The 17457-nt window shown below is 70.3% G+C and carries 15 protein-coding genes and 1 tRNA gene; 12 read left to right on the forward strand and 4 right to left on the reverse strand.

Annotated elements, in window-relative coordinates:
• The first annotated feature begins 74 nt into the window (after positions 1 to 74).
• The 4 genes from ACMW4R_RS12565 (at position 75) to ACMW4R_RS12580 (ending at position 6568) form a co-directional block, all read left to right on the forward strand.
• Complete coding sequence (locus tag ACMW4R_RS12565; RefSeq protein ID WP_418300076.1) at positions 75 to 1763, forward strand: hypothetical protein; 1689 nt, start codon at positions 75 to 77, stop codon at positions 1761 to 1763.
• Positions 1764 to 1778: 15 nt separating this feature from the next.
• The gene (locus ACMW4R_RS12570; protein WP_418300077.1) at positions 1779 to 5324 is read left to right on the forward strand and encodes a S8 family serine peptidase; all 3546 of its coding nucleotides are present in this window, start codon (positions 1779 to 1781) and stop codon (positions 5322 to 5324) included.
• Between the two features lie 71 nt (positions 5325 to 5395).
• Positions 5396 to 5971: an ArsR/SmtB family transcription factor gene (locus ACMW4R_RS12575; protein ID WP_153001443.1), complete on the forward strand. Its 576-nt coding sequence runs from the start codon at positions 5396 to 5398 to the stop codon at positions 5969 to 5971.
• Positions 5972 to 6139: 168 nt separating this feature from the next.
• Complete coding sequence (locus ACMW4R_RS12580; protein ID WP_058595881.1) at positions 6140 to 6568, forward strand: hypothetical protein; 429 nt, start codon at positions 6140 to 6142, stop codon at positions 6566 to 6568.
• A 51-nt stretch (positions 6569 to 6619) separates the two neighbouring features.
• On the opposite strand, the gene ACMW4R_RS12585 is transcribed toward ACMW4R_RS12580, so the two are convergent.
• Positions 6620 to 7318, reverse strand: coding sequence for a GntR family transcriptional regulator (locus ACMW4R_RS12585; RefSeq protein ID WP_058595880.1), 699 nt, complete (start codon positions 7316 to 7318; stop codon positions 6620 to 6622).
• A gap of 138 nt (positions 7319 to 7456) precedes the next feature.
• On the opposite strand from ACMW4R_RS12585, the gene ACMW4R_RS12590 reads away from it, so the two are divergent.
• The 7 genes from ACMW4R_RS12590 to ACMW4R_RS12620 all read left to right on the forward strand — a co-directional run bounded on the left by ACMW4R_RS12590 (position 7457) and on the right by ACMW4R_RS12620 (position 14599).
• Positions 7457 to 8545, forward strand: coding sequence for a DUF1989 domain-containing protein (locus tag ACMW4R_RS12590; RefSeq protein WP_418300078.1), 1089 nt, complete (start codon positions 7457 to 7459; stop codon positions 8543 to 8545).
• Positions 8538 to 9164: a flavin reductase family protein gene (locus tag ACMW4R_RS12595; RefSeq protein ID WP_418300079.1), complete on the forward strand. Its 627-nt coding sequence runs from the start codon at positions 8538 to 8540 to the stop codon at positions 9162 to 9164. Before ACMW4R_RS12590 ends, ACMW4R_RS12595 begins: the two co-directional genes overlap by 8 nt.
• Before the next feature lie 26 nt (positions 9165 to 9190).
• Positions 9191 to 10354 carry an ABC transporter substrate-binding protein gene (locus tag ACMW4R_RS12600; RefSeq protein ID WP_418300080.1) on the forward strand — a complete coding sequence of 388 codons (1164 nt, stop codon included), beginning with the start codon at positions 9191 to 9193 and terminating at the stop codon, positions 10352 to 10354.
• Between the two features lie 127 nt (positions 10355 to 10481).
• Complete coding sequence (locus ACMW4R_RS12605) at positions 10482 to 11264, forward strand: DeoR/GlpR family DNA-binding transcription regulator (RefSeq protein ID WP_193753617.1); 783 nt, start codon at positions 10482 to 10484, stop codon at positions 11262 to 11264.
• Entirely contained in the window at positions 11261 to 12226 is a 966-nt protein-coding gene (locus tag ACMW4R_RS12610) for a 1-phosphofructokinase family hexose kinase (protein ID WP_418300081.1), read from the forward strand. The genes ACMW4R_RS12605 and ACMW4R_RS12610 overlap by 4 nt, the downstream gene beginning before the upstream one ends.
• An 18-nt stretch (positions 12227 to 12244) precedes the next feature.
• Positions 12245 to 14302 (forward strand): PTS fructose transporter subunit IIABC, encoded by a 2058-nt coding sequence (locus tag ACMW4R_RS12615; protein WP_418300082.1) that lies wholly within the window; start codon positions 12245 to 12247, stop codon positions 14300 to 14302.
• Positions 14303 to 14329: 27 nt separating this feature from the next.
• On the forward strand, positions 14330 to 14599 hold the full coding sequence (locus tag ACMW4R_RS12620; RefSeq protein ID WP_058595874.1) for an HPr family phosphocarrier protein: 270 nt from the start codon (positions 14330 to 14332) through the stop codon (positions 14597 to 14599).
• Positions 14600 to 14778: 179 nt separating this feature from the next.
• Here ACMW4R_RS12620 and ACMW4R_RS12625 read toward each other — a convergent pair whose 3' ends face one another.
• Positions 14779 to 15417 carry an MBL fold metallo-hydrolase gene (locus ACMW4R_RS12625; protein ID WP_058627851.1) on the reverse strand — a complete coding sequence of 213 codons (639 nt, stop codon included), beginning with the start codon at positions 15415 to 15417 and terminating at the stop codon, positions 14779 to 14781.
• 210 nt (positions 15418 to 15627) lie between these two features.
• Here ACMW4R_RS12625 and ACMW4R_RS12630 point away from each other — a divergent pair.
• Positions 15628 to 15703, forward strand: a tRNA-Glu gene (locus ACMW4R_RS12630).
• 80 nt (positions 15704 to 15783) lie between these two features.
• Here ACMW4R_RS12630 and ACMW4R_RS12635 read toward each other — a convergent pair.
• Positions 15784 to 16830 carry a DUF4349 domain-containing protein gene (locus ACMW4R_RS12635; protein ID WP_418300083.1) on the reverse strand — a complete coding sequence of 349 codons (1047 nt, stop codon included), beginning with the start codon at positions 16828 to 16830 and terminating at the stop codon, positions 15784 to 15786.
• The gene (locus tag ACMW4R_RS12640; RefSeq protein ID WP_058627859.1) at positions 16827 to 17381 is read right to left on the reverse strand and encodes an RNA polymerase sigma factor; all 555 of its coding nucleotides are present in this window, start codon (positions 17379 to 17381) and stop codon (positions 16827 to 16829) included. The genes ACMW4R_RS12635 and ACMW4R_RS12640 overlap by 4 nt, the downstream gene beginning before the upstream one ends.
• Between the last annotated feature and the right edge of the window lie 76 nt (positions 17382 to 17457).

Consider the following 17457-nt stretch of genomic DNA (forward strand, 5'->3'; position numbering starts at 1 on the left):
AAAAATAATCTGAAAAAATCCTTCACATCGTGCTTCACTGTACGCACATCATCCGTACACCCCCTGAGGCACCTATGAAGAAACCCTGGATCACCGCCGGTGCGGCCCTCGTCGCCGTCCTCGTCGTCGGTGGCGCCGCCGGCACCGTCGCCGTCGCGCAGAGCGGCATTCCCGCCGCGCCCGCCCAACCCGCTTCGAACGTCGGCGCGGTGGCATCCGCCATCGATCTCGAGCGCGCGGGGTCGTTCACGCTCGCCGAGTCCGAGGGGGCGGCCGCTCTCGACGACAGCCGCGTCATCGCGGCAGCGCCGGAGACGACCGCGATCGTGCCCGTCAGCCTCGATGCGACGAGCATCGAGCAGTACTGGCTCTGGGCTTCCGGGGTGGAAGTGACCGCCCACGGGCTCACCCCGGGCTCCGACGTGGAGATCGGCATCGTCTTCAGCTCGGGGACCACGAAGCACTGGGCTCCCGTGCAAGCCGACGCCGACGGCACGATCGTCACCCGGGTCCGCACGCTCGATGTCGACCCCGAGAACACACGCCCCGAGGCCGGCCTCGCACAGATCACGGTCAGCTCGTCGGCGGGCGAGGCGGGGTCGGCCCTGCTCGACATCACCGCGACGACCGACGTCATCACGGTCTCGAGCGACCCGGCCACCATCAGCCAGGACGAGTTCCTCGACCGACCCGTCACGATCCACGCGAGCGGGTTCTCGCCGATGACCAAGGTCTTCTTCAATCTCGGCATGCCGGACACCACGATGTACGCGGTGGGCGAGTACGAGGGTCTCCACTCGGACGAGAACGGGAACTTCTCGTATCAACTGCAGATGAACTCCGTCAACTCGCAGGTGGGTACCTGGCTCATGAGCTTCGTCTCGGACGATCGCAGCGGATCCGCCACCTTCCAGGTGACCGCGGGCGCCGTACGCACCGCCGACAAGGCCGTGACCCCGGCGAGCCGCGAGATCTCTGTCGCCGACTTCGCCGCCGAGCCCGGAATGCGGTTCGCGCTCGACGGATTCCTGCCGTTCGACACCTACGAGCTGCTTCTGACCACCTCTCGCGGCTACACGGCGTCGCTCGGTATCTCGCGCACGGACGGCGAGGGCCGTGACAGCAACGCCATCACGAGCCCGAAGGGCATTCCTGAGGGCGAGTACACCGTCACGGCGCGATCGACCACGACGGGCGACTACGCGACCGGCACCTTCCGTGTCACGGGCAACCCGGCGGCCCCCGCGTCGAAGATCTCCCTGTCGACGAGTTCTGTGAGCTCCGGTTCGCTCGCCGACCCGTCGGGCGGAGTGGCCCTCGAGGGCAGCGACGTCACCCCGGGGACGAGTTTGCGCGTCTCGCTGCGTAACGGCGCCTGGGAGCGGCAACCCCTGCTCGTCGGTGCGGACGCCTACGCCACGGCCGGCGACGACGGACGGCTCGCCGTGACGCTCGTCACCCTCCAGCCGCTGGCGCCGGGAAGCTACACGATCTGGGCGGAGGGCGGCGGTGGTGCGGCGGCGTACGACGTGCGCCTGCCGCTCGAGGTGACGGCCGATGCCACGTCGACCACGCCCTCGGTCGCGCCCGAGACCCGTCTCGCGCCCGTCGACGAGGCCCCCGCGCTTCCGGCGCCCACGCCCGACGCCCCGACCCCGGCTCCCGCGCCGCGGCCGAGTGCCTCACCGACTCCCACTCCCGATCCGATCGAGGACGACGTGCCGAGTCCGGCACTGCCCGTTCCGACCGTGCCTACCCGCTGACGTCCAGGAAACCTCATGATCATCTTCCGTTCTGCGCGCTCGCGCGCCTGCGCCCTGGTCGGGACCGGCCTGCTCGCGACCTCGCTGTCGCTCGGCGCCGCTCTTCCCGCCGGAGCCGCCCCCGGCGGTCTCGATGAGATCGCCCTCGCCCCCGCCGGGTCCGGTGGAGGCACCCCGCTTCCCGACTCCGTCGTCTCGGCGGACGGCCCCGTCGACGTGTTCGTCCAGACGCGCGGTGACAGCGCCCTCGGGGTGCACAGCGCGTGGCAGGCCCGAGGGGCGTCGGACGACGCCGCGTCGGCCGCCGCCGCCGACACCGCGGCACAGAATGCCGAGGTCGCCGATCGCGTATCGGAGGCGCTCGAGCAGATCGACCCCGATGCCGAGGTGCTGTACACCTCGACGTACTCGGTGCCGGGTATCGCGGTCAACGCGGACGCCGACACCCTGCGCCAGCTGGCTGAACGGCCGGACGTCGAGAAGGTGTCTCGCATCGTCACGCAGTCGATCGAGTTGCCTGCGACCTCGGATGCCACCCCGTCGAACGCCGCGTCGGATGCGCTGACGCGAGCGGTCAACGCGTGGCAGCAGGCGGGACGCACCGGTAAGGACGTCACGGTCGCCGTCGTGGACACCGGGGTCGACTACACCCACGCCGACTTCGGCGGACCGGGCACGACGGAGGCGTACCAGCAGGCCCTCGCCTCGACCGATGCGCCCGCCGCTGACTGGTTCGACGCGTCGAAGTACCTCGGCGGGTGGGACTTCGCGGGCCCGACGTACAACGGAGCCAACGGCACGCCGGCGTACGACCCGATCCCGCGCCCCGACGCCAATCCGATCGACGGCCCGGGCGGCAACCACGGTACGCACGTCGCGGGAACAGCCGTCGGCCTGGGCGTCGATAAGGACCTGAAGACGTTCCGCGGCGACTACACGGAACTCTCGGCCGAGAGCGTGCGATCCGAGTTCGCGATCGGCCCCGGTTCCGCTCCCGAGGCGGGGCTCATCGCGCTGAAGGTGTTCGGCGACAACGGTGGCAGCACCTCGCTCACCGGCGCGGCTCTGGAATGGATCGCCCAGAAGGTGGCATCCGGAACCTCGATCGACGTCGTGAACCTCTCCCTCGGCACGAACTACGGCGCGATCGACGACCCCGACAACGCCAAACTGCAGACGCTCGTCGACGCGGGCGTGCTGCCGGTCGTCGCCGCCGGCAACTCCGGCGACGTCACCGACATCGCCGGAAGCCCGGGCACCACGATGGGTGCCCTGACGGTCGCGGCCTCGTCGAGCGGGCACGGCCTCGCCGACGCGGCGTTGGCCACCGTCGGCGACCCGGCGCAGAACCCCGCCGAGAAGATCAAGGTGCAGTACTCGCAGGAGTTCGGCTGGGACTTCGCGGTCGCGGCGAACGTCGTCGCCCTCTCGGAGAAAGACAACGCCGACGGCTGCAAGCCGTTCGACGCCGCGGAGAAGCCTCGGGTCGCGGGCAAGATCGTCTGGCTGGAGTGGGACGATGCGGATGTCGCGTGCGGCTCCGCCGTCCGCTTCGACAACGCGTACGACGCGGGTGCGGTGGGCGTCGTGCTCACCGGTCAGGCGAATTCGTTCGAGAACGGGATCGCCGGCAACGCCGCGATCCCCGGCGCACAGCTCACGGGGGACTCGACCAATGCTCTTCGCTCCGCGATGGAGGAGGGTCGGCTCGTCGTCGAGCTGCGCTCGGACCTGCGTCGGACGATCGAGGTGTTCGACTCGTCGCGGGTCGACACCGCGGCATCCTTCACCTCCCGAGGAACTCACGGCTCGATCGACGACGTGCTGAAGCCCGACGTGTCGGCCCCCGGCGTCTCGGTGATCTCGGCCGGCAACGGTTCGGGAACGGGTCTCGAGGTGCTCAGCGGTACGTCGATGGCCGCGCCGCACGCGGCGGGCGTGGCCGCCCTGGTCGTCGAGGCCCACCCGGACTGGACGGCCGAGCAGGTCAAGCAGAAGGTCATGAACACGGCGGCGCACGACATTGTGACGCCGGGTGCCGACCCCCGTGCCTACGGGCCGGCCCGCGTGGGTGTGGGTCGCGTCGACGCCCTGGCCGCCGTCGAGGGCGACATCAGCCTCCGCTCGGTGGAGAACGGCGATCTGCTCAGCGCCTCGTTCGGCGTGATCGACGCCGGCACCGAACCGATCGTGCAGACGAGGACCATCACGGTCGGAAACGACGGGACGGATGCCACGACCCTCGACCTGCGGTATTCCCCGCGCACCGAGACGCCGGGCGTCGGCTACGACGTCAGCCCGTCCACCGTCACGGTTCCGGCGGGAGGAAGCGTCGACGTGACGCTGACGCTGCGCATCGACGACCCCGCCGCTCTGCGCCGCACCCTCGACCCGACCATGGAGGCGGAGACCGGGGGAGCGCCCCGTCAGTACCTCGCGGACGCCTCCGGCGTTCTCGAGGCGACCGGCCCGACCGGGACCTACCCCGTGCGTCTCGCGGTGTACGCCGCTCCGCGTCCCTACTCGGAGACGCACACGGAGGGGGTCGCGTTCGACGGGGCGTCGGGCACTCTGACGATCGCGGGCCGTGGACTGGACCAGGGCGAGGGCCGCGAGCGGTACCGCTCGCTCATGGTGCCCCTGATCCTCGGCACCACCGATCCCGATGACACGTTCCCCGACACGTCGGCACAGCGCACGCTGGAGAGCGCCGACATCCTGGCCGTGGGAGCGTCGTCGACGGCGTCGCTGCTCGACGACCCGACGCAGGGCGTGCTGACGTTCGGTCTGCAGATGGACGGCGAGTGGGCGCGCATGTCGCCCCTGACCTGGCCATCGGTGCAGCTCGACGTGAACGGCGACACCCGCGCGGACTTCATCGTTCAGGTGCAGCCCGGTGAGGCCGGCGACGTGCCGGTCGCGATGACGATCGACGCGGTGACCGGTGATCTGATCGAGGAACGCCCGGTCAACGGCGTGTTCGGCGATCAGGGCACGAACGTCTTCGACAACACCGTTCTCACGATGTCGACCTCGCTCAAGGCGCTCGGCTACACGCCCGGCACCACGCAGACGACGATCCGCTATCTGGCGCAGACGCGCTCGTACTACAACCCCGCTTTCGACGGCGGGTATCAGAGCGCGCTGGTCGACCAGACGGATGCCGCCACGATCGACGCCTATGCTCCGGCCCTGGCGTTCGGTGACTCCGGGACGGCACTGTTCGCCGACGCCGAGGGATCCGTCGCCGTCACGCGGGCGGGGGAGGAAACGCCTCAGGTGCTGGTCCTCCACCTGCACGGCGACGGTGACGCCCGTGCGGAGATCGTCACCCCGACGGTCGCGGGTGAGCCCACCCCGACCCCGTCGGAGCCGGTCCCGAGCCCGACGGCATCCACCCCCGACGGCGGGGCGACCACTCCGCCCGGCGCGTCGCCCTCGCGCGGTGGGCTCGCCTCGACCGGTGTCGACGGTGCGGTCCTCGTGTGGCTCGGTGCCGGGGCCATGGCCGCGCTGGTCGCCGGATCGGCGATCGCGTGGCGACGCCGCCGACGCTCCTGAGTCCGACCTCGGCGGGCGTCGCGCACTCTTCGAGATGCGCGGCGCCCGCCGAGGCGGCACACTGGGAGGACATGTCCGATCAGACGCTCGTCATCTCCGACCCTCGCGCGGTCCGCGCCATGGCGAATCCTCTGCGCATGGTCGTGGTCGACGAGCTCTACCGACGACAGGGTCCGGCCACCGCCACCGAACTCGCCGAGCTCGTCGGGCTCAGCCCGAGCGCGATGAGCTACCACCTCCGAGCGGCGGAGTCGACCGGACTCATCCGGCGCGGTGAGTCCACCGACGGACGCGAACGGCCCTGGCTCCCCGCGGCGCCGAGCTACTCGCTCGTGGCGAGTGCGGAGTCGGATGCCGTGCAGCGGATGGTCCTGATCGACTCACGCCTGACCCCCATGCGCCAGCGCATGGAGGAGCTGCTGGCGGTGCGGTCGGTCCGCCCTCCGGATGCCGACATCACGTACATGGTCCTGCGGACGGGGCAGCTGCTGTTGAGCGCCGACGAGGTGGGCCGGCTCCAGGATCGCGTCATGGAGGTCTTCGACGAGTTCGAGGCCCTGAGTGCCGGTCGCTCCGAAGAAGGAGAACTGCGGCGCGCGCGGTACATGTGGTCGATCGTCCCCGAGCGGATCGAGCCCGAGGACTGAGCTTTTCACCACTCAGACCTGCGCGCGGCGGGTCGATCGGGACGACGTCGTTCGATGAGTGCGGGCGACCGGTGGGCGACCTGCGGATCGCCTCCGGTCAATCCATCGGGTGCCCGGGTAGCATCCGGGCATCGGTGTCGAGGATCGCCGCGGTGGAAGAGGTGTGATGTGAAGCGTTCGTCGTTCTTCGTGGCAGGGGTCGTCATCGCCGGTCTCGGTCTCGCGGGATGCGCGCCCGCGGCGGATCCGACGCCGGCTTCGGACGCGAGTGCTTCCGTGGCTTCGGCGAACCCCCAACCGTCCGGGAGTTCGCAGGCGCTGCCACCGACGCTCGTCTCGCCTGGCGACCTCGACGGGCGGGACGTGTCCGTGGTGGTCGGCACCGCCCTCGTGATCGCCGCCCCGGACGGGACGGACGCCGAGTGGACCGGAACCACCGCCGACCGCACCATCGCGGAGTTCTCGGCCGGGGGCGCCTCCGAGGGGGCGACGTTCCACCCCGGGTTCATCGCGCGCGGGATGGGAACGACCGAGGCGACGCTCACCGGACCGGAGGGCAAGGAGATCGCCTTCCGTATCTCCGTCGTCGCCCCGTGAAGCGTCGCCCCCTGAACTGACAGTGCCGGTCGTGAGACCGCCGGCGAATCTTCAGTAGCGCGACAGCACCGAGAGCAAGGGGTCCGTTCCGGGCTCGGCGGGTCGCAGGGTCTTGCGCTCGACCTCGTCGAGGTGATGGGTGACGAGGTCGGCGGCGCGCTCGGCGTCCCCGGCGGCGAGGAGAACGAGGAGCTCCTCGTGCTCCTCGATCGAGGCTTGCTGGTCGATGTCGCGGCCGTAGATCGCCAGGATCAGCGCCGTCCGCGACACCACCTCCGACATGTAGCGCTCGAGCAGATCGTTGCCCGTCTCGCGGGCGAGCAGGATGTGGAACTCGCCGCCCAGGCGGGAGGATGCGGCCGCGCGGCGTTCTGCCCATGCTCCGCGCTCAGCGCGTACGTGCGACCGCAGCCGCTCGGCTATGTCGGCATCCCACCGTTCGGCGACGCGGAGCGCGGCCTCGCGCTCGAGGACCCGCCGCACGGCGAAGGCGTCGCGCGCTTCGTCGATCGTGGGGTGCGCGACCTCGGCGGAGCGTCCGTGCGGAGAATCGACGAGGCCGTCGGCGACGAGCCGGGCCAGGACGGTACGGACGAGCGTGCGGCTCACGCCGTAGTGGGCGGCGAGGGTCTCCTCGCCGAGTTTGGTCCCGGGGGTGAGGGCGCCTTCGATGACCGCGGCGCGGAGCGAGGCGTACGCGCGCTCAGCGCGCTCAGCGGGTGAACCGACCGCTTCTGTCTCGGGATTCATGCCACGACTGTATACGAGCGCTCGGCGATTTTCGCGAATGTGCGCGGATGCATGGCGTAACGCAAGCGACGCACGTTCGGAACACGCGCGACTCGTATACGGAATAGAACTATTCCTGTATACAGAAAGGCGCCCGAGATGCGACTCTCCCTCACGTCCCAGCAGCGCGAGCTGCTCGACCGCTCCATTCTCGCCGGTGAGGCGGCGGACATCGCCGACCTCGTGTCACTCGCATTGCGCGAGACCTCGCTCGGCGTGTCCGCCCGTCCGATCCCCGGCGTCTCGCCGACCGAGCGTGCGTGGCGAGACGATCTGGCGTTCACCCCGGGCGCCGAGCGGGTCGCCCGGCAGGAGCACCGTCTGCTCCCCGGGACCGGCAAGGCGTTCGAAGTCCGCGCCGGTCAGATTCTGCGCGTGGCGCAGGTCGACGGCGACCAGTGCGCCGACCTCAACGTCTTCTCGCTCGACGACTATCGCGAGGCGATGCACGTCGGTCGGACCCGCACGCTGCACGGCATCCATCCCGGGGAGGGGAGCTTCCTCTGGTCGGCGCCCCCGCGCGAACGCGCGATGATGTTCGTCCTCTCCGACGACGCAGGTCTGAACGACACCCTCTTCCCCCGGTGCAGCGCGGCGATGTACGAGTCGATGTTCGGATTCGTCGAGCACACGAACTGCGCCGACATGCAGGCGGAGGCCCAGCGCGAGTACGGCCTCACTCCCGACGACGTGCACGACTCGTTCAATCTCTTCATGGCCACGCGTGTGAACGCCGACGGCTCGATCGAGGTCGTGCACCAGCACACCCCCGCGGACGCGTACGTCGAGCTGCTCGCGGTGATGGATGTCTTGGCCGTGCCGAACGTGTGCGGCAACGACATCTTCCGCACGAGCAACCACGCGCTGCGGCCGCTCGACGTCACGGTGTTCGACGCCGCCGAGGCTGATCTCGTCCGGGTGCCGCCGCTCCAGGTCCACCGTGCCCAGCGGACCCCGGCCGACTTCACGCAATCCGAGATCCGCACCGACCGCCGGCTCGCGCGCGACCCCGATTACGTGCCGCACTTCCCTCGTACGCCGGTCACGGTCGACGACCTCGAGGTCGAGCTGACGGATGCCGACACAGCCCTGCTCCTCGCCCATGCGCGCCGTGACCTCTACGGCGATGACGATGAGGCCGCGCTGCGCGACATCGTCCTCAGCTGGTGGGTGCAGAGCCATGCATGAGGTCGACGACTTCGATGCGCTCACCCCGTACGAGCGCTACAAGCTCATGGCGTCGCTCGTCGTCCCGCGGCCGATCGCGTGGGTCACGACGCTCGGCCCGACCGCCATCCCGAACGCCGCGCCCTTCTCGATGTTCGCGATGGTGGGGGAGGACCCGCCGCTGCTGATGGTGAGCATCGACCGCCTGCCCGACGGCGCGCGCAAGGACACCGCCGTCAACATCGACGCCACCGCCGAGTTCGTGGTCCACCTCGTCGACCGCCCCCTGGTGGAGTCGATGGATGCCACGAGCGTGCGGCATCCGCCCGAGGTCGACGAGCTCGCCGAGCGGGGGATCGCGACGGTGCCCGCGGCATCCGTTCGCCCTCCGGTCATCGCGGAGGCCCCGGTCGCGCTGGAGTGCGAGCTGTGGTCGCGCATGGACATCCCGAGCCGCGAGATCTACTTCGGGCGCGTCCGTCGACTGCGGACCCGACCGGGACTGGTCGATCGCGAGCGCATGCGCGTGCGGCTCGCCGACTACGCACCCGTCGCACGGTTCGGCGCGAGTTTCTACACCACCACGCGTGAGCGCTTCACCCTGACCGGCGAACCCACGACCGACATCGATTCCCTCTGAGCTCCACCCGACCCCAGGAGAACACCATGATCAGACCCTCTCGTCCCCTGTCCGCGCTGGCCGCCGGTGCGGCCGTCGCCGCCGCCCTGACCGGCTGCGCCTCGGGCGCCTCGACTCCGGCCGCCACCTCCGACCTCGCGATCGGGGAGACCGACCTCTCGGCCGTGTGCCCGGCGAACGTCGTCATCCAGACCGACTGGAACCCGCAGGCCGAGCAGGGCGGCCTGTTCACCCTGCTGGGTCCCGACGCGACCATCGATGCCGGGAAGAAGAGTGTTTCGGGTCCGCTGATGTCGAAGGGGTCGTGGACCGGTGTGAACGTCGAGATCCGCGCGGGCGGCCCGGCGATCGGCTTCTCAGGCGTCCCGGCGCAGATGTACACGGACCCCGACATCCTGCTCGGCTGGGTGAACACCGACGACGCGATCGCGGCATCCGACACCCTGCCCACCACAGCCGTGATGTCGACCTTCGAGAAGGCGCCGTGGGCGATCATGTGGGACCCGAAGACCTATCCCGACGTCCACTCCATCGCCGATCTCGGAAAGACGGATGCCACCGTCCGCTACTTCGACGGCACCACTTACATGGACTACCTGACCGGGTCCGGACTCCTGCGCGCCGACCAGCTCGACGGCTCGTACGACGGTACGCCGGCCGCCTTCATCGCGGCGGACGGGAAGGCCGCGCAGCAGGGCTTCGCCACCGTGGAGCCGTGGGTCTACGAGAACGCGATCCCCGAGTGGGCTCGTCCGCTCGACTACCAGCTCGTCGCCGACACGGGGTACCCGATCTACGCGGTGGCCCTGGCCGTGCGCAGCGCCGACATCGAGCAGCAGTCCGCGTGCCTGAGCGCCCTCGTCCCCGTCATCCAGCAGGCGAGCGTCGACTACTTCGCCGACCCGGAGCCGGCGAACACGCTGATCGTGTCGGCCGTCGAGCAGTACGACAACGGGTGGGTGTACCCGGCCGAGGAGGCGGCGAACTCCACCGTGCAGCAGCGCTCGCTCGGCCTCGCGGCGAACGGCGGGGATGGGACGTTCGGCTCGTTCGACGCCGAACGGGTGGCGAAGGTGCAGTCGATCGTGACGCCGATCCTCAGCGCGAAAGGCGTGAGCGTGGCCGATGGACTCACACCCGAGAGTCTCGCCACGAACCGGTTCCTCGACGCGTCGATCGCGTTGCCCTGACGCTGCCCGACCTCAGGCGGATCGCGGCACGGCCCTCGGGTCGTGCCGCGATCTGCGTTTTGCGGAACGAAGTGTTGATTCGTGTGGCTTCGTGTTGTATCGTGTGGGAATCTTCGAGGGGGATCCCGTGTACGCAATGGAGCGCCAGCAGCTCATCGAGCGCGAACTGCGCGAGGTCGGACGCGTCAGCGTCGTCGACCTGGCCCGGCGCTTCGACGTCACCACGGAGACCGTCCGCCGCGACCTCGACCGCCTCGAGACCACCGGCTCTCTCCGCCGCGTCCACGGCGGGGCCGTGAGCATCGATCGCGCCAGTACCGCCGAGTCCACGCTGACCGAGCGTCGTGAGCGTCAGGGCGACGCGAAGCGCGCGATCGCCGCGAGCGCTGCCGCCCTCCTCGGCCCCGGCTTCCGGGGCTCGATCTTCGTCGACGCGGGAACAACGGCTGCAGCCGTCGCCGCGTCGCTGCCCGGCGCGCTCACCGCCTCGGCCGGTGTCGAAGTGGTCACGCACTCGCTCGAAGCCGCGCATCTCCTCGCGGGTGAAGAGGGTCTGTCGCTCACCACCATCGGCGGCCGCGTGCGCGGCGTGACCGCCGCCGCCGTCGGTGCGCACACCGTCCGCGCGATCGGACAGTTGCGGCCCGATATTGCCTTCATCGGCACCAACGGTCTGAGTGCGACGTTCGGTCTCAGCACCCCGGATCCCGAAGAAGCGGCCGTGAAGACGGCCATCATCCAGTCCGCGCGTCGGATCGTGCTGCTCGCCGACGCCGCCAAGTTCGGGGAGGAACTGCTCGTGAGCTTCGCTCGACTCGACGAGATCGACGTGCTCGTCACCGACACCCCGCCGTCCGGTGCCCTCGCCGAGGCCCTGGCGGACGCCGATGTGGAGGTGCGCGTCGCATGATCGTCACCCTGACCGCCAACCCCTCGGCCGATCGGGCCGTCGTCCTCGCGGAGGCGCTCGCGCAGGGCGAGGTGCAACGCGCTCTGTCGTCGCGCGAGGACGCCGGGGGCAAGGGCGTCAACGTCGCCCGCGTCGTCACCGCGGCGGGCGCACCGGCGCGGGCCGTCGTTCCGGTGAACGGCCACGACCCCTACCGCCTTCTGCTCGAAGACGCCGGCATCGCGCTCGACCTCGTCGAGGTCGCGGGCCGCGCGCGGGCGAACCTCACCATCACCGACCCGGCGGGCGAGACCACCAAGCTCAACCTCCCCGGTGCCGAGCTCTCCGCCGCGGAAGCCCGCGCGCTCGTGGCGGGCGTCGTGGCCGCGGCAGAAGGCGCAACCTGGCTCGTCCTCGCCGGATCACTGCCACCGGGCGTGCCGCCGACGTTCTACGCGGATCTCATCGAGGCCGTCCGCGAACGGTGGGGGAGCGCTGCTCCACGGATCGCCGTCGACGCCTCCGGCGCCGCTCTGGCCGCGGTCGTCGAGACCGCTCGCCCGGATCTCATCAAGCCCAACCACGAAGAACTCGCCGAGCTCGTCGGTGAGGATGCCGCGGACGACGCCGACGTTCTCGCCGAGGCGGCGCGTCGCGCACGTGCCCTCGTGCCCGGGCGCGTGGCATCCGCTCTGGTCACCCTCGGTGCCGACGGCGCGTTGCTCTTCTCGTCCGAGGGCGCCTGGCGCGGACGAGCCCCCAGAATCCAGGTCGCGAGCACGGTCGGCGCGGGCGACAGCTCGCTCGCCGGTTATCTGCTCGCCGATCTCGAGGGAGCCGCGGCTCCCGAACGTCTCGCGCGCAGCATCGCCTACGGTGCCGCCGCCGCGACCCTGCCGGGAACGCAGGCGCCCACCCCGGCCGATCTTCCCTCCGGGACGATCACCGTTTCCGATTTCCCCACCCCCATCGCAACATCCTGACCACGGAGGTCACTGCCCATGTCCGACATCATCACTCCGGAGCTCGTCAGCCTCGACGCGCCCCTGGGCACCGACAAGCAGTCGGTGATCCGAGCCCTCGCCGAGCGCGTCGTCGCGCAGGGTCGCGCGACCAGCGCTCAAGAGCTGTTCGACGACGCCTGGGCGCGTGAGCAGAAGGACGAGACCGGCCTGCCCGGCGGGATCGGCATCCCGCACGCGCGCAGCGCCTCGGTCACCGAGCCGACTCTCGCGTTCGCCCGCCTCACCCCCGGCGTCGACTTCGGCGCCCCCGACGGACCCGCCGACATCGTCTTCCTCATCGCCGCGCCCGCCGGGGCGGACGAAGCGCACCTGGCGGTGCTCTCGCAGCTGGCCCGCAGCCTCATGAACGATCAGTTCATGTCGGGCCTGCGTTCGGCCTCGACCCCCGCCGACGCGGTGCGGATCATCACGGATGCCGTGAACCCGGCCCCCGCGCCGGCGGCGGCCGAGGCCCCCGCCGCGACCCGCGCTGAAGCACGCACCGCCACGGCGACGAAGACGAAGAAGATCGTCGCCGTCACCGCGTGTGCGACCGGCATCGCCCACACCTTCATGGCCGCCGACGCGCTCACCGCCGCCGGCGCCGAGACCGAGGGCGTCGAGCTCATCGTCGAGCCGCAGGGCTCGAGCGGCTACAAGGCCCTCCCGCAGAGCGTGATCGACGACGCCGACGCCGTGATCTTCGCGGTCGACGTCGACGTGCGCGAGCCCCAGCGCTTCGCGGGCAAGCCCGTCGTCCGCGCGGGCGTCAAGCGCGGCATCGAGCAGCCGAAGCAGCTCATCGCCGAGGCCCTCGCCGCGAGCGAGAACCCGAACGCCGCGCGCGTGCAGGGCGGTGCCGCCTCGGCATCCGCGTCCGACGCACCGGTCGCGCAGCAGTCGGTCGGTCGCCGCATCCAGCGTTGGCTGCTCACGGGTGTGAGCTACATGATCCCGTTCGTCGCCGGTGGCGGTCTGCTCATCGCGCTCGGCTTCCTCCTCGGCGGCTACCAGGTCACGAAGGATGCTGCGAACGTCATCATCCAGAACTCGCTGTGGGATCTCCCGACCGAGAACATCACCTCGCCGCTCGGGCCGATCGGGCAGTACCTGGGCTCCGTCGCCTTCATGATCGGTGCCACCTCGATGGGCTTCATCGTCGCCGTGCTCGCGGGCTTCATCGCCTACGCGATCGCCGACCGCCCCGGCATCGCCCCCGGATTCGTCGCGGGTGCTGTCGCCGTGCTGATGAACGCCGGCTTCATCGGCGGCATCATCGGCGGTCTGCTCGCCGGCTTCATCGCCTGGTGGCTCGGTCGCTTCGACGCCCCGCGCTGGCTGCGCGGACTCATGCCGGTCGTGATCGTGCCGTTCCTCGGCTCGATCTTCGCCTCGGGGCTGATGATCCTCTTCCTCGGTCGCCCGATCGCCGCCCTCATGGCCGCGCTGACCGACGGACTGAACTCGCTCGCTGCCAGCAGCGCCGGCGCGGTCGTGCTCGGTGTGATCCTCGGTCTCATGATGTGCTTCGACCTCGGTGGCCCCGTCAACAAGGTCGCCTACGTCTTCGCCACGACCGGCCTCGCCGCCGCGACCCAGACGAACACCGCGCCGTACCTCATCATGGCCGCGGTCATGGCTGCAGGCATGGTGCCCCCGCTCGCGATGGCGCTCGCGTCGACGCTGCTCGCCCGTCAGAAGTTCACCCCGGTCGAGCGCGAGAACGGCGCCGCCGCGTGGCTGCTCGGTGCCTCGTTCATCTCCGAAGGCGCGATCCCCTTCGCCGCGGCCGACCCGCTGCGCGTCATCCCCGCCTCGATGGTCGGCGGTGCGATCACGGGCGGTCTGAGCATGCTGTTGGGCGTCCAGTCGTTCGCTCCGCACGGCGGCATCTTCGTGTTCTTCGCGATCAACCCGTTCTGGGGTTTTGCCCTCGCAATCGTGGCGGGTACCGTCGTGACGGCGCTGATCGTCGTGGCCCTCAAGGGTCTCGGTCGCAGCACCAAGGACGCCGCCGCCGCCGAGGCCGCTCCCGCAGCCACGGTGGCCGCCTAACACCCCGTCGAATCGGAAGGATTCACCATGGCAGAACGTCAGGCCACCATCGCCAGCGCCTCGGGCCTCCACGCCCGCCCCGCGAAGCTCTTCGTCCAGGCCGTGCAGGAGAAGAAGATCCCCGTCACGATCGCAGCGAACGGCGGCGCCGACCTCAACGCCGGCAGCATCCTGTCGCTCATGGGTCTCGGAGCCGGTCACGGCACCGTCGTGACCCTCAAGGCCGAGGGTGAGGGCGCCGAGCAGGCGCTCGACGAGCTCGTCGCCCTCCTCGAGACCGATCTCGACGCGCAGTAAGCACACTTCACGCGAGAACACCGGATGCCACGGGCCTGAGGCTCGTGGCATCCGGTGTTCTCGCGTTTCGGGGCGACCGTCATGTGCCGGACTCCGGACCAGCCCGGGCTCAGCGGCGCACCCGAGGCGCATTACCCGCCGAAGGCCTCACCCGCTCCGGAGCCCGGGACGGTGCCGCGTCACACGTCGGTCGAATCGCCCGGCTTCAGATCGACGAAGGACCCGCCGTTCTGCTCGACCGCCCACGTCAGGCGGCCGTCTCCCATCTGCTTCCCGGCGGCGGACAGCGTCATGTCGTGCGTCGCGAAGACCCGCTCGGGCTTGACCTCGAGGACGAAGTCGATCGCGTCGCCGATCTTCAGCCACGGTGCGCCGACGGGGGCGGCGAGCAGCGCGACCTTCTTGTGCTTCGGAACGGCGTACGAATCCCCGGGGTAGTACAGAGCGTCGTTCACGAGGACGCCGACGTTGTCGATCACCGGGATCGAGGCGTGGATGACGGCGTGCTCCCCACCGAAGAACTCGAGGTGGAAGGGCGCCAGGTCGAGCGTGTCGCCCGGGTGGACCACGCCGATGTCGAAACCGGCGGCGGCCTGCTTGACGCCCTCGGGTCCGTAGATCGGCGTTCCGGGGTGCGCCTCGAGGAGTCGATTCAGGTGGTCGGGCGTCCAGTGATCGGGGTGCTCGTGCGTCAGGACGATGCCGACGAGCCCCTCCAGGTTCTCGAGCGGTGAGGTGAAGCTCCCCGGATCGATGACGAGCGTGTGTCCCGACTCGGTGAGGACGAGAGCGGCGTGTTCGTGTTTGGTGACTCGCATGCGAGAAGTCAACTCTTCGCCCCGGCGAGCGGCAAGCTCTGGCATCCCGACCTCGAGAGATGTACATATGCCTGTCCACGGATACGCGCGGGCGTCTTCCGCTCGCCGCGCGATGGCGGTACGGTGACCGGACACGCCCGAGATCCCCGGCGGTCCCGCCTCGATTTTGCGTGCGTGCTTTCGTGGTGCATACTTGAACGGTTGCGACGCGGCCCCATCGTATAGCGGCCTAGTACGCCGCCCTCTCACGGCGGTAACGCGGGTTCGAATCCCGCTGGGGTCACCAACAACAAAAAGGCTCCGACCGAATGGTCGGGGCCTTTTTGTTGTTCGGGTGCCGCGGCTGGACGAGGAGCCGCATGAGCGTCACACGTCCGCGTCGGTCGACCGGCGTCGCCGGGCCCGCCGGACGCCCCACACCACCGCGCCGATCACCGCGGCCACGGCGAGCCAGGGGAGAAGGAAACCCAGCCCGATCACGACGCCGTTCAGTGCCGCGACGAGGCCGTTCCACCCCGCGACGAGACCGTCGCCGAATCCCGCGGGATCGGCCGAGACGGTCGAGGCTGCGGGGAGGACCTGCACCGACAGTGACGACATCGCCACCTGGGATTCCAGCAGCGTCAGCTGCTGCCGGTCCGCGTCCAGCTGGGCCTGACGCTCGGCGAGCGCCGATTCCGCCGCGATGAGATCGCTCACCGAGGCCGCCTGCGCCATCAGCTCCGTCAGACGGGCGACGGATGCCTCGGCGGCGGCGACGCGTGCCCGAAGATCGACCGCCTGGTCGGTGACATCGCTGCGGTTCACGCTCGACGCCGTCACGGTTCCGATGGCGGAAAGGCCGTCCATGACGCTCGTGAGCTTGTCGGCGGGGACGCGGACGGTGATCCACGCGGTCGCCGGATCACCGCTCGCACCCTGCGGTATCGCCTCTCCCTCGAACGGCACCGCGCCGGACGCGCCACCCACCTGCGAGGATTCGACGTAGCCGCCGACGGAGGTCGCGACATCCGAGATCCGGGTGACGGCGGTGCCGACGTCGCTCGCCTCGACCGTGGCCGATCCGTTCGCGACGATCTCACGGGTGGGAGCGTCAGGCGCGGCCTCGGTGGCCGATCCGTCGAGCGAGGGGGCATCGGCGACACTGCCCGCGGCCCCGGAGTACTGCTCCGTGAGGGCGCCCCCGCCCGCGGCGGACTGCTCGAACAGAGCGCGGCTGCCGCCGTTCATGACGGCGGGGCCGACGATGGCCGCGATCAGGACCACGCTGGCAGCCGCGGCGGTCCACCCGCCGATCCGGGCGCGACGCCGCCGGCGATCGGCACGGGCGGAGTCGCTGATGCGCGCGAAGATCACCCTCTCCATCGATTCGATCCGGTCCTCGTCGAGAGGGGGGAGTGTGGGGGTTTTCATGGGGTCTCCGTCTCCATTGCGGTGGTGCGCATCCGAGACCGGATGCGGGAGAGGCGATTGCGCACCGTGCCGTGGGTGACGCCCAGATGCTCTGCCGCAGCCTGGTAGCCGTAGCCCTCGGCGGCGCACAGGCGGAAGATCTCGCGATCCACCTCGCCGAGGCCGTCGACCTCGGCGAGGATCGCACGCACCGTCTCGGCGTCGACGACCTCCTGCTCGACGTCGACGCGCGCCGGCATCTCGGGGTCGAGTGCGGCATGCGATCCGTGACGCGCCCGGGCGCGGAGGCGGTTCGCCGCCTGGAGTCGACAGACCGTGGCGAGCCACGGCAGGAGCGACGTCCCCTCGAGCGTCATACCGGGCAGCTTCTTCCACGCGACGACGAACGTGTCCTGCACGACATCGTCGGCGTCGCTGGGATTGCCGACCAGGCCGAGCGCCGTCCAGTACACGGGGCGGACGTACGCGCGATACAGCGAGCGGAAGGCCATCTCGGACCCGCCCGCTGCGCGCGCGACGAGCGCCCTGTCGTCGATCACGTCGTCGGTCATCGGCATCCACTTCTCGTCGGGAGCGGCTCTGCGAGCACTCTCTCACTGAGAGGTGTCCGGGCGCGCGCGATCGTCT

This window comes from Microbacterium sp. S1037 (assembly GCF_048381605.1).
Taxonomy (GTDB): Bacteria; Actinomycetota; Actinomycetes; order Actinomycetales; family Microbacteriaceae; genus Microbacterium; species Microbacterium testaceum_B.

What these genes read in the sequence shown, in the direction of transcription:
- ACMW4R_RS12565 (WP_418300076.1), top strand. Translation starts at nt 75, where the DNA reads ATGAAGAAACCCTGGATCACCGCCGGTGCGGCCCTCGTCGCCGTCCTC.
- ACMW4R_RS12570 (WP_418300077.1), top strand. Translation starts at nt 1,779, where the DNA reads ATGATCATCTTCCGTTCTGCGCGCTCGCGCGCCTGCGCCCTGGTCGGG.
- ACMW4R_RS12575 (WP_153001443.1), top strand. Translation starts at nt 5,396, where the DNA reads ATGTCCGATCAGACGCTCGTCATCTCCGACCCTCGCGCGGTCCGCGCC.
- ACMW4R_RS12585 (WP_058595880.1), bottom strand. Translation starts at nt 7,318, where the DNA reads ATGAATCCCGAGACAGAAGCGGTCGGTTCACCCGCTGAGCGCGCTGAG.
- ACMW4R_RS12590 (WP_418300078.1), top strand. Translation starts at nt 7,457, where the DNA reads ATGCGACTCTCCCTCACGTCCCAGCAGCGCGAGCTGCTCGACCGCTCC.
- ACMW4R_RS12595 (WP_418300079.1), top strand. Translation starts at nt 8,538, where the DNA reads ATGCATGAGGTCGACGACTTCGATGCGCTCACCCCGTACGAGCGCTAC.
- ACMW4R_RS12600 (WP_418300080.1), top strand. Translation starts at nt 9,191, where the DNA reads ATGATCAGACCCTCTCGTCCCCTGTCCGCGCTGGCCGCCGGTGCGGCC.
- ACMW4R_RS12610 (WP_418300081.1), top strand. Translation starts at nt 11,261, where the DNA reads ATGATCGTCACCCTGACCGCCAACCCCTCGGCCGATCGGGCCGTCGTC.
- ACMW4R_RS12615 (WP_418300082.1), top strand. Translation starts at nt 12,245, where the DNA reads ATGTCCGACATCATCACTCCGGAGCTCGTCAGCCTCGACGCGCCCCTG.
- ACMW4R_RS12620 (WP_058595874.1), top strand. Translation starts at nt 14,330, where the DNA reads ATGGCAGAACGTCAGGCCACCATCGCCAGCGCCTCGGGCCTCCACGCC.
- ACMW4R_RS12625 (WP_058627851.1), bottom strand. Translation starts at nt 15,417, where the DNA reads ATGCGAGTCACCAAACACGAACACGCCGCTCTCGTCCTCACCGAGTCG.
- ACMW4R_RS12635 (WP_418300083.1), bottom strand. Translation starts at nt 16,830, where the DNA reads ATGAAAACCCCCACACTCCCCCCTCTCGACGAGGACCGGATCGAATCG.
- ACMW4R_RS12640 (WP_058627859.1), bottom strand. Translation starts at nt 17,381, where the DNA reads ATGACCGACGACGTGATCGACGACAGGGCGCTCGTCGCGCGCGCAGCG.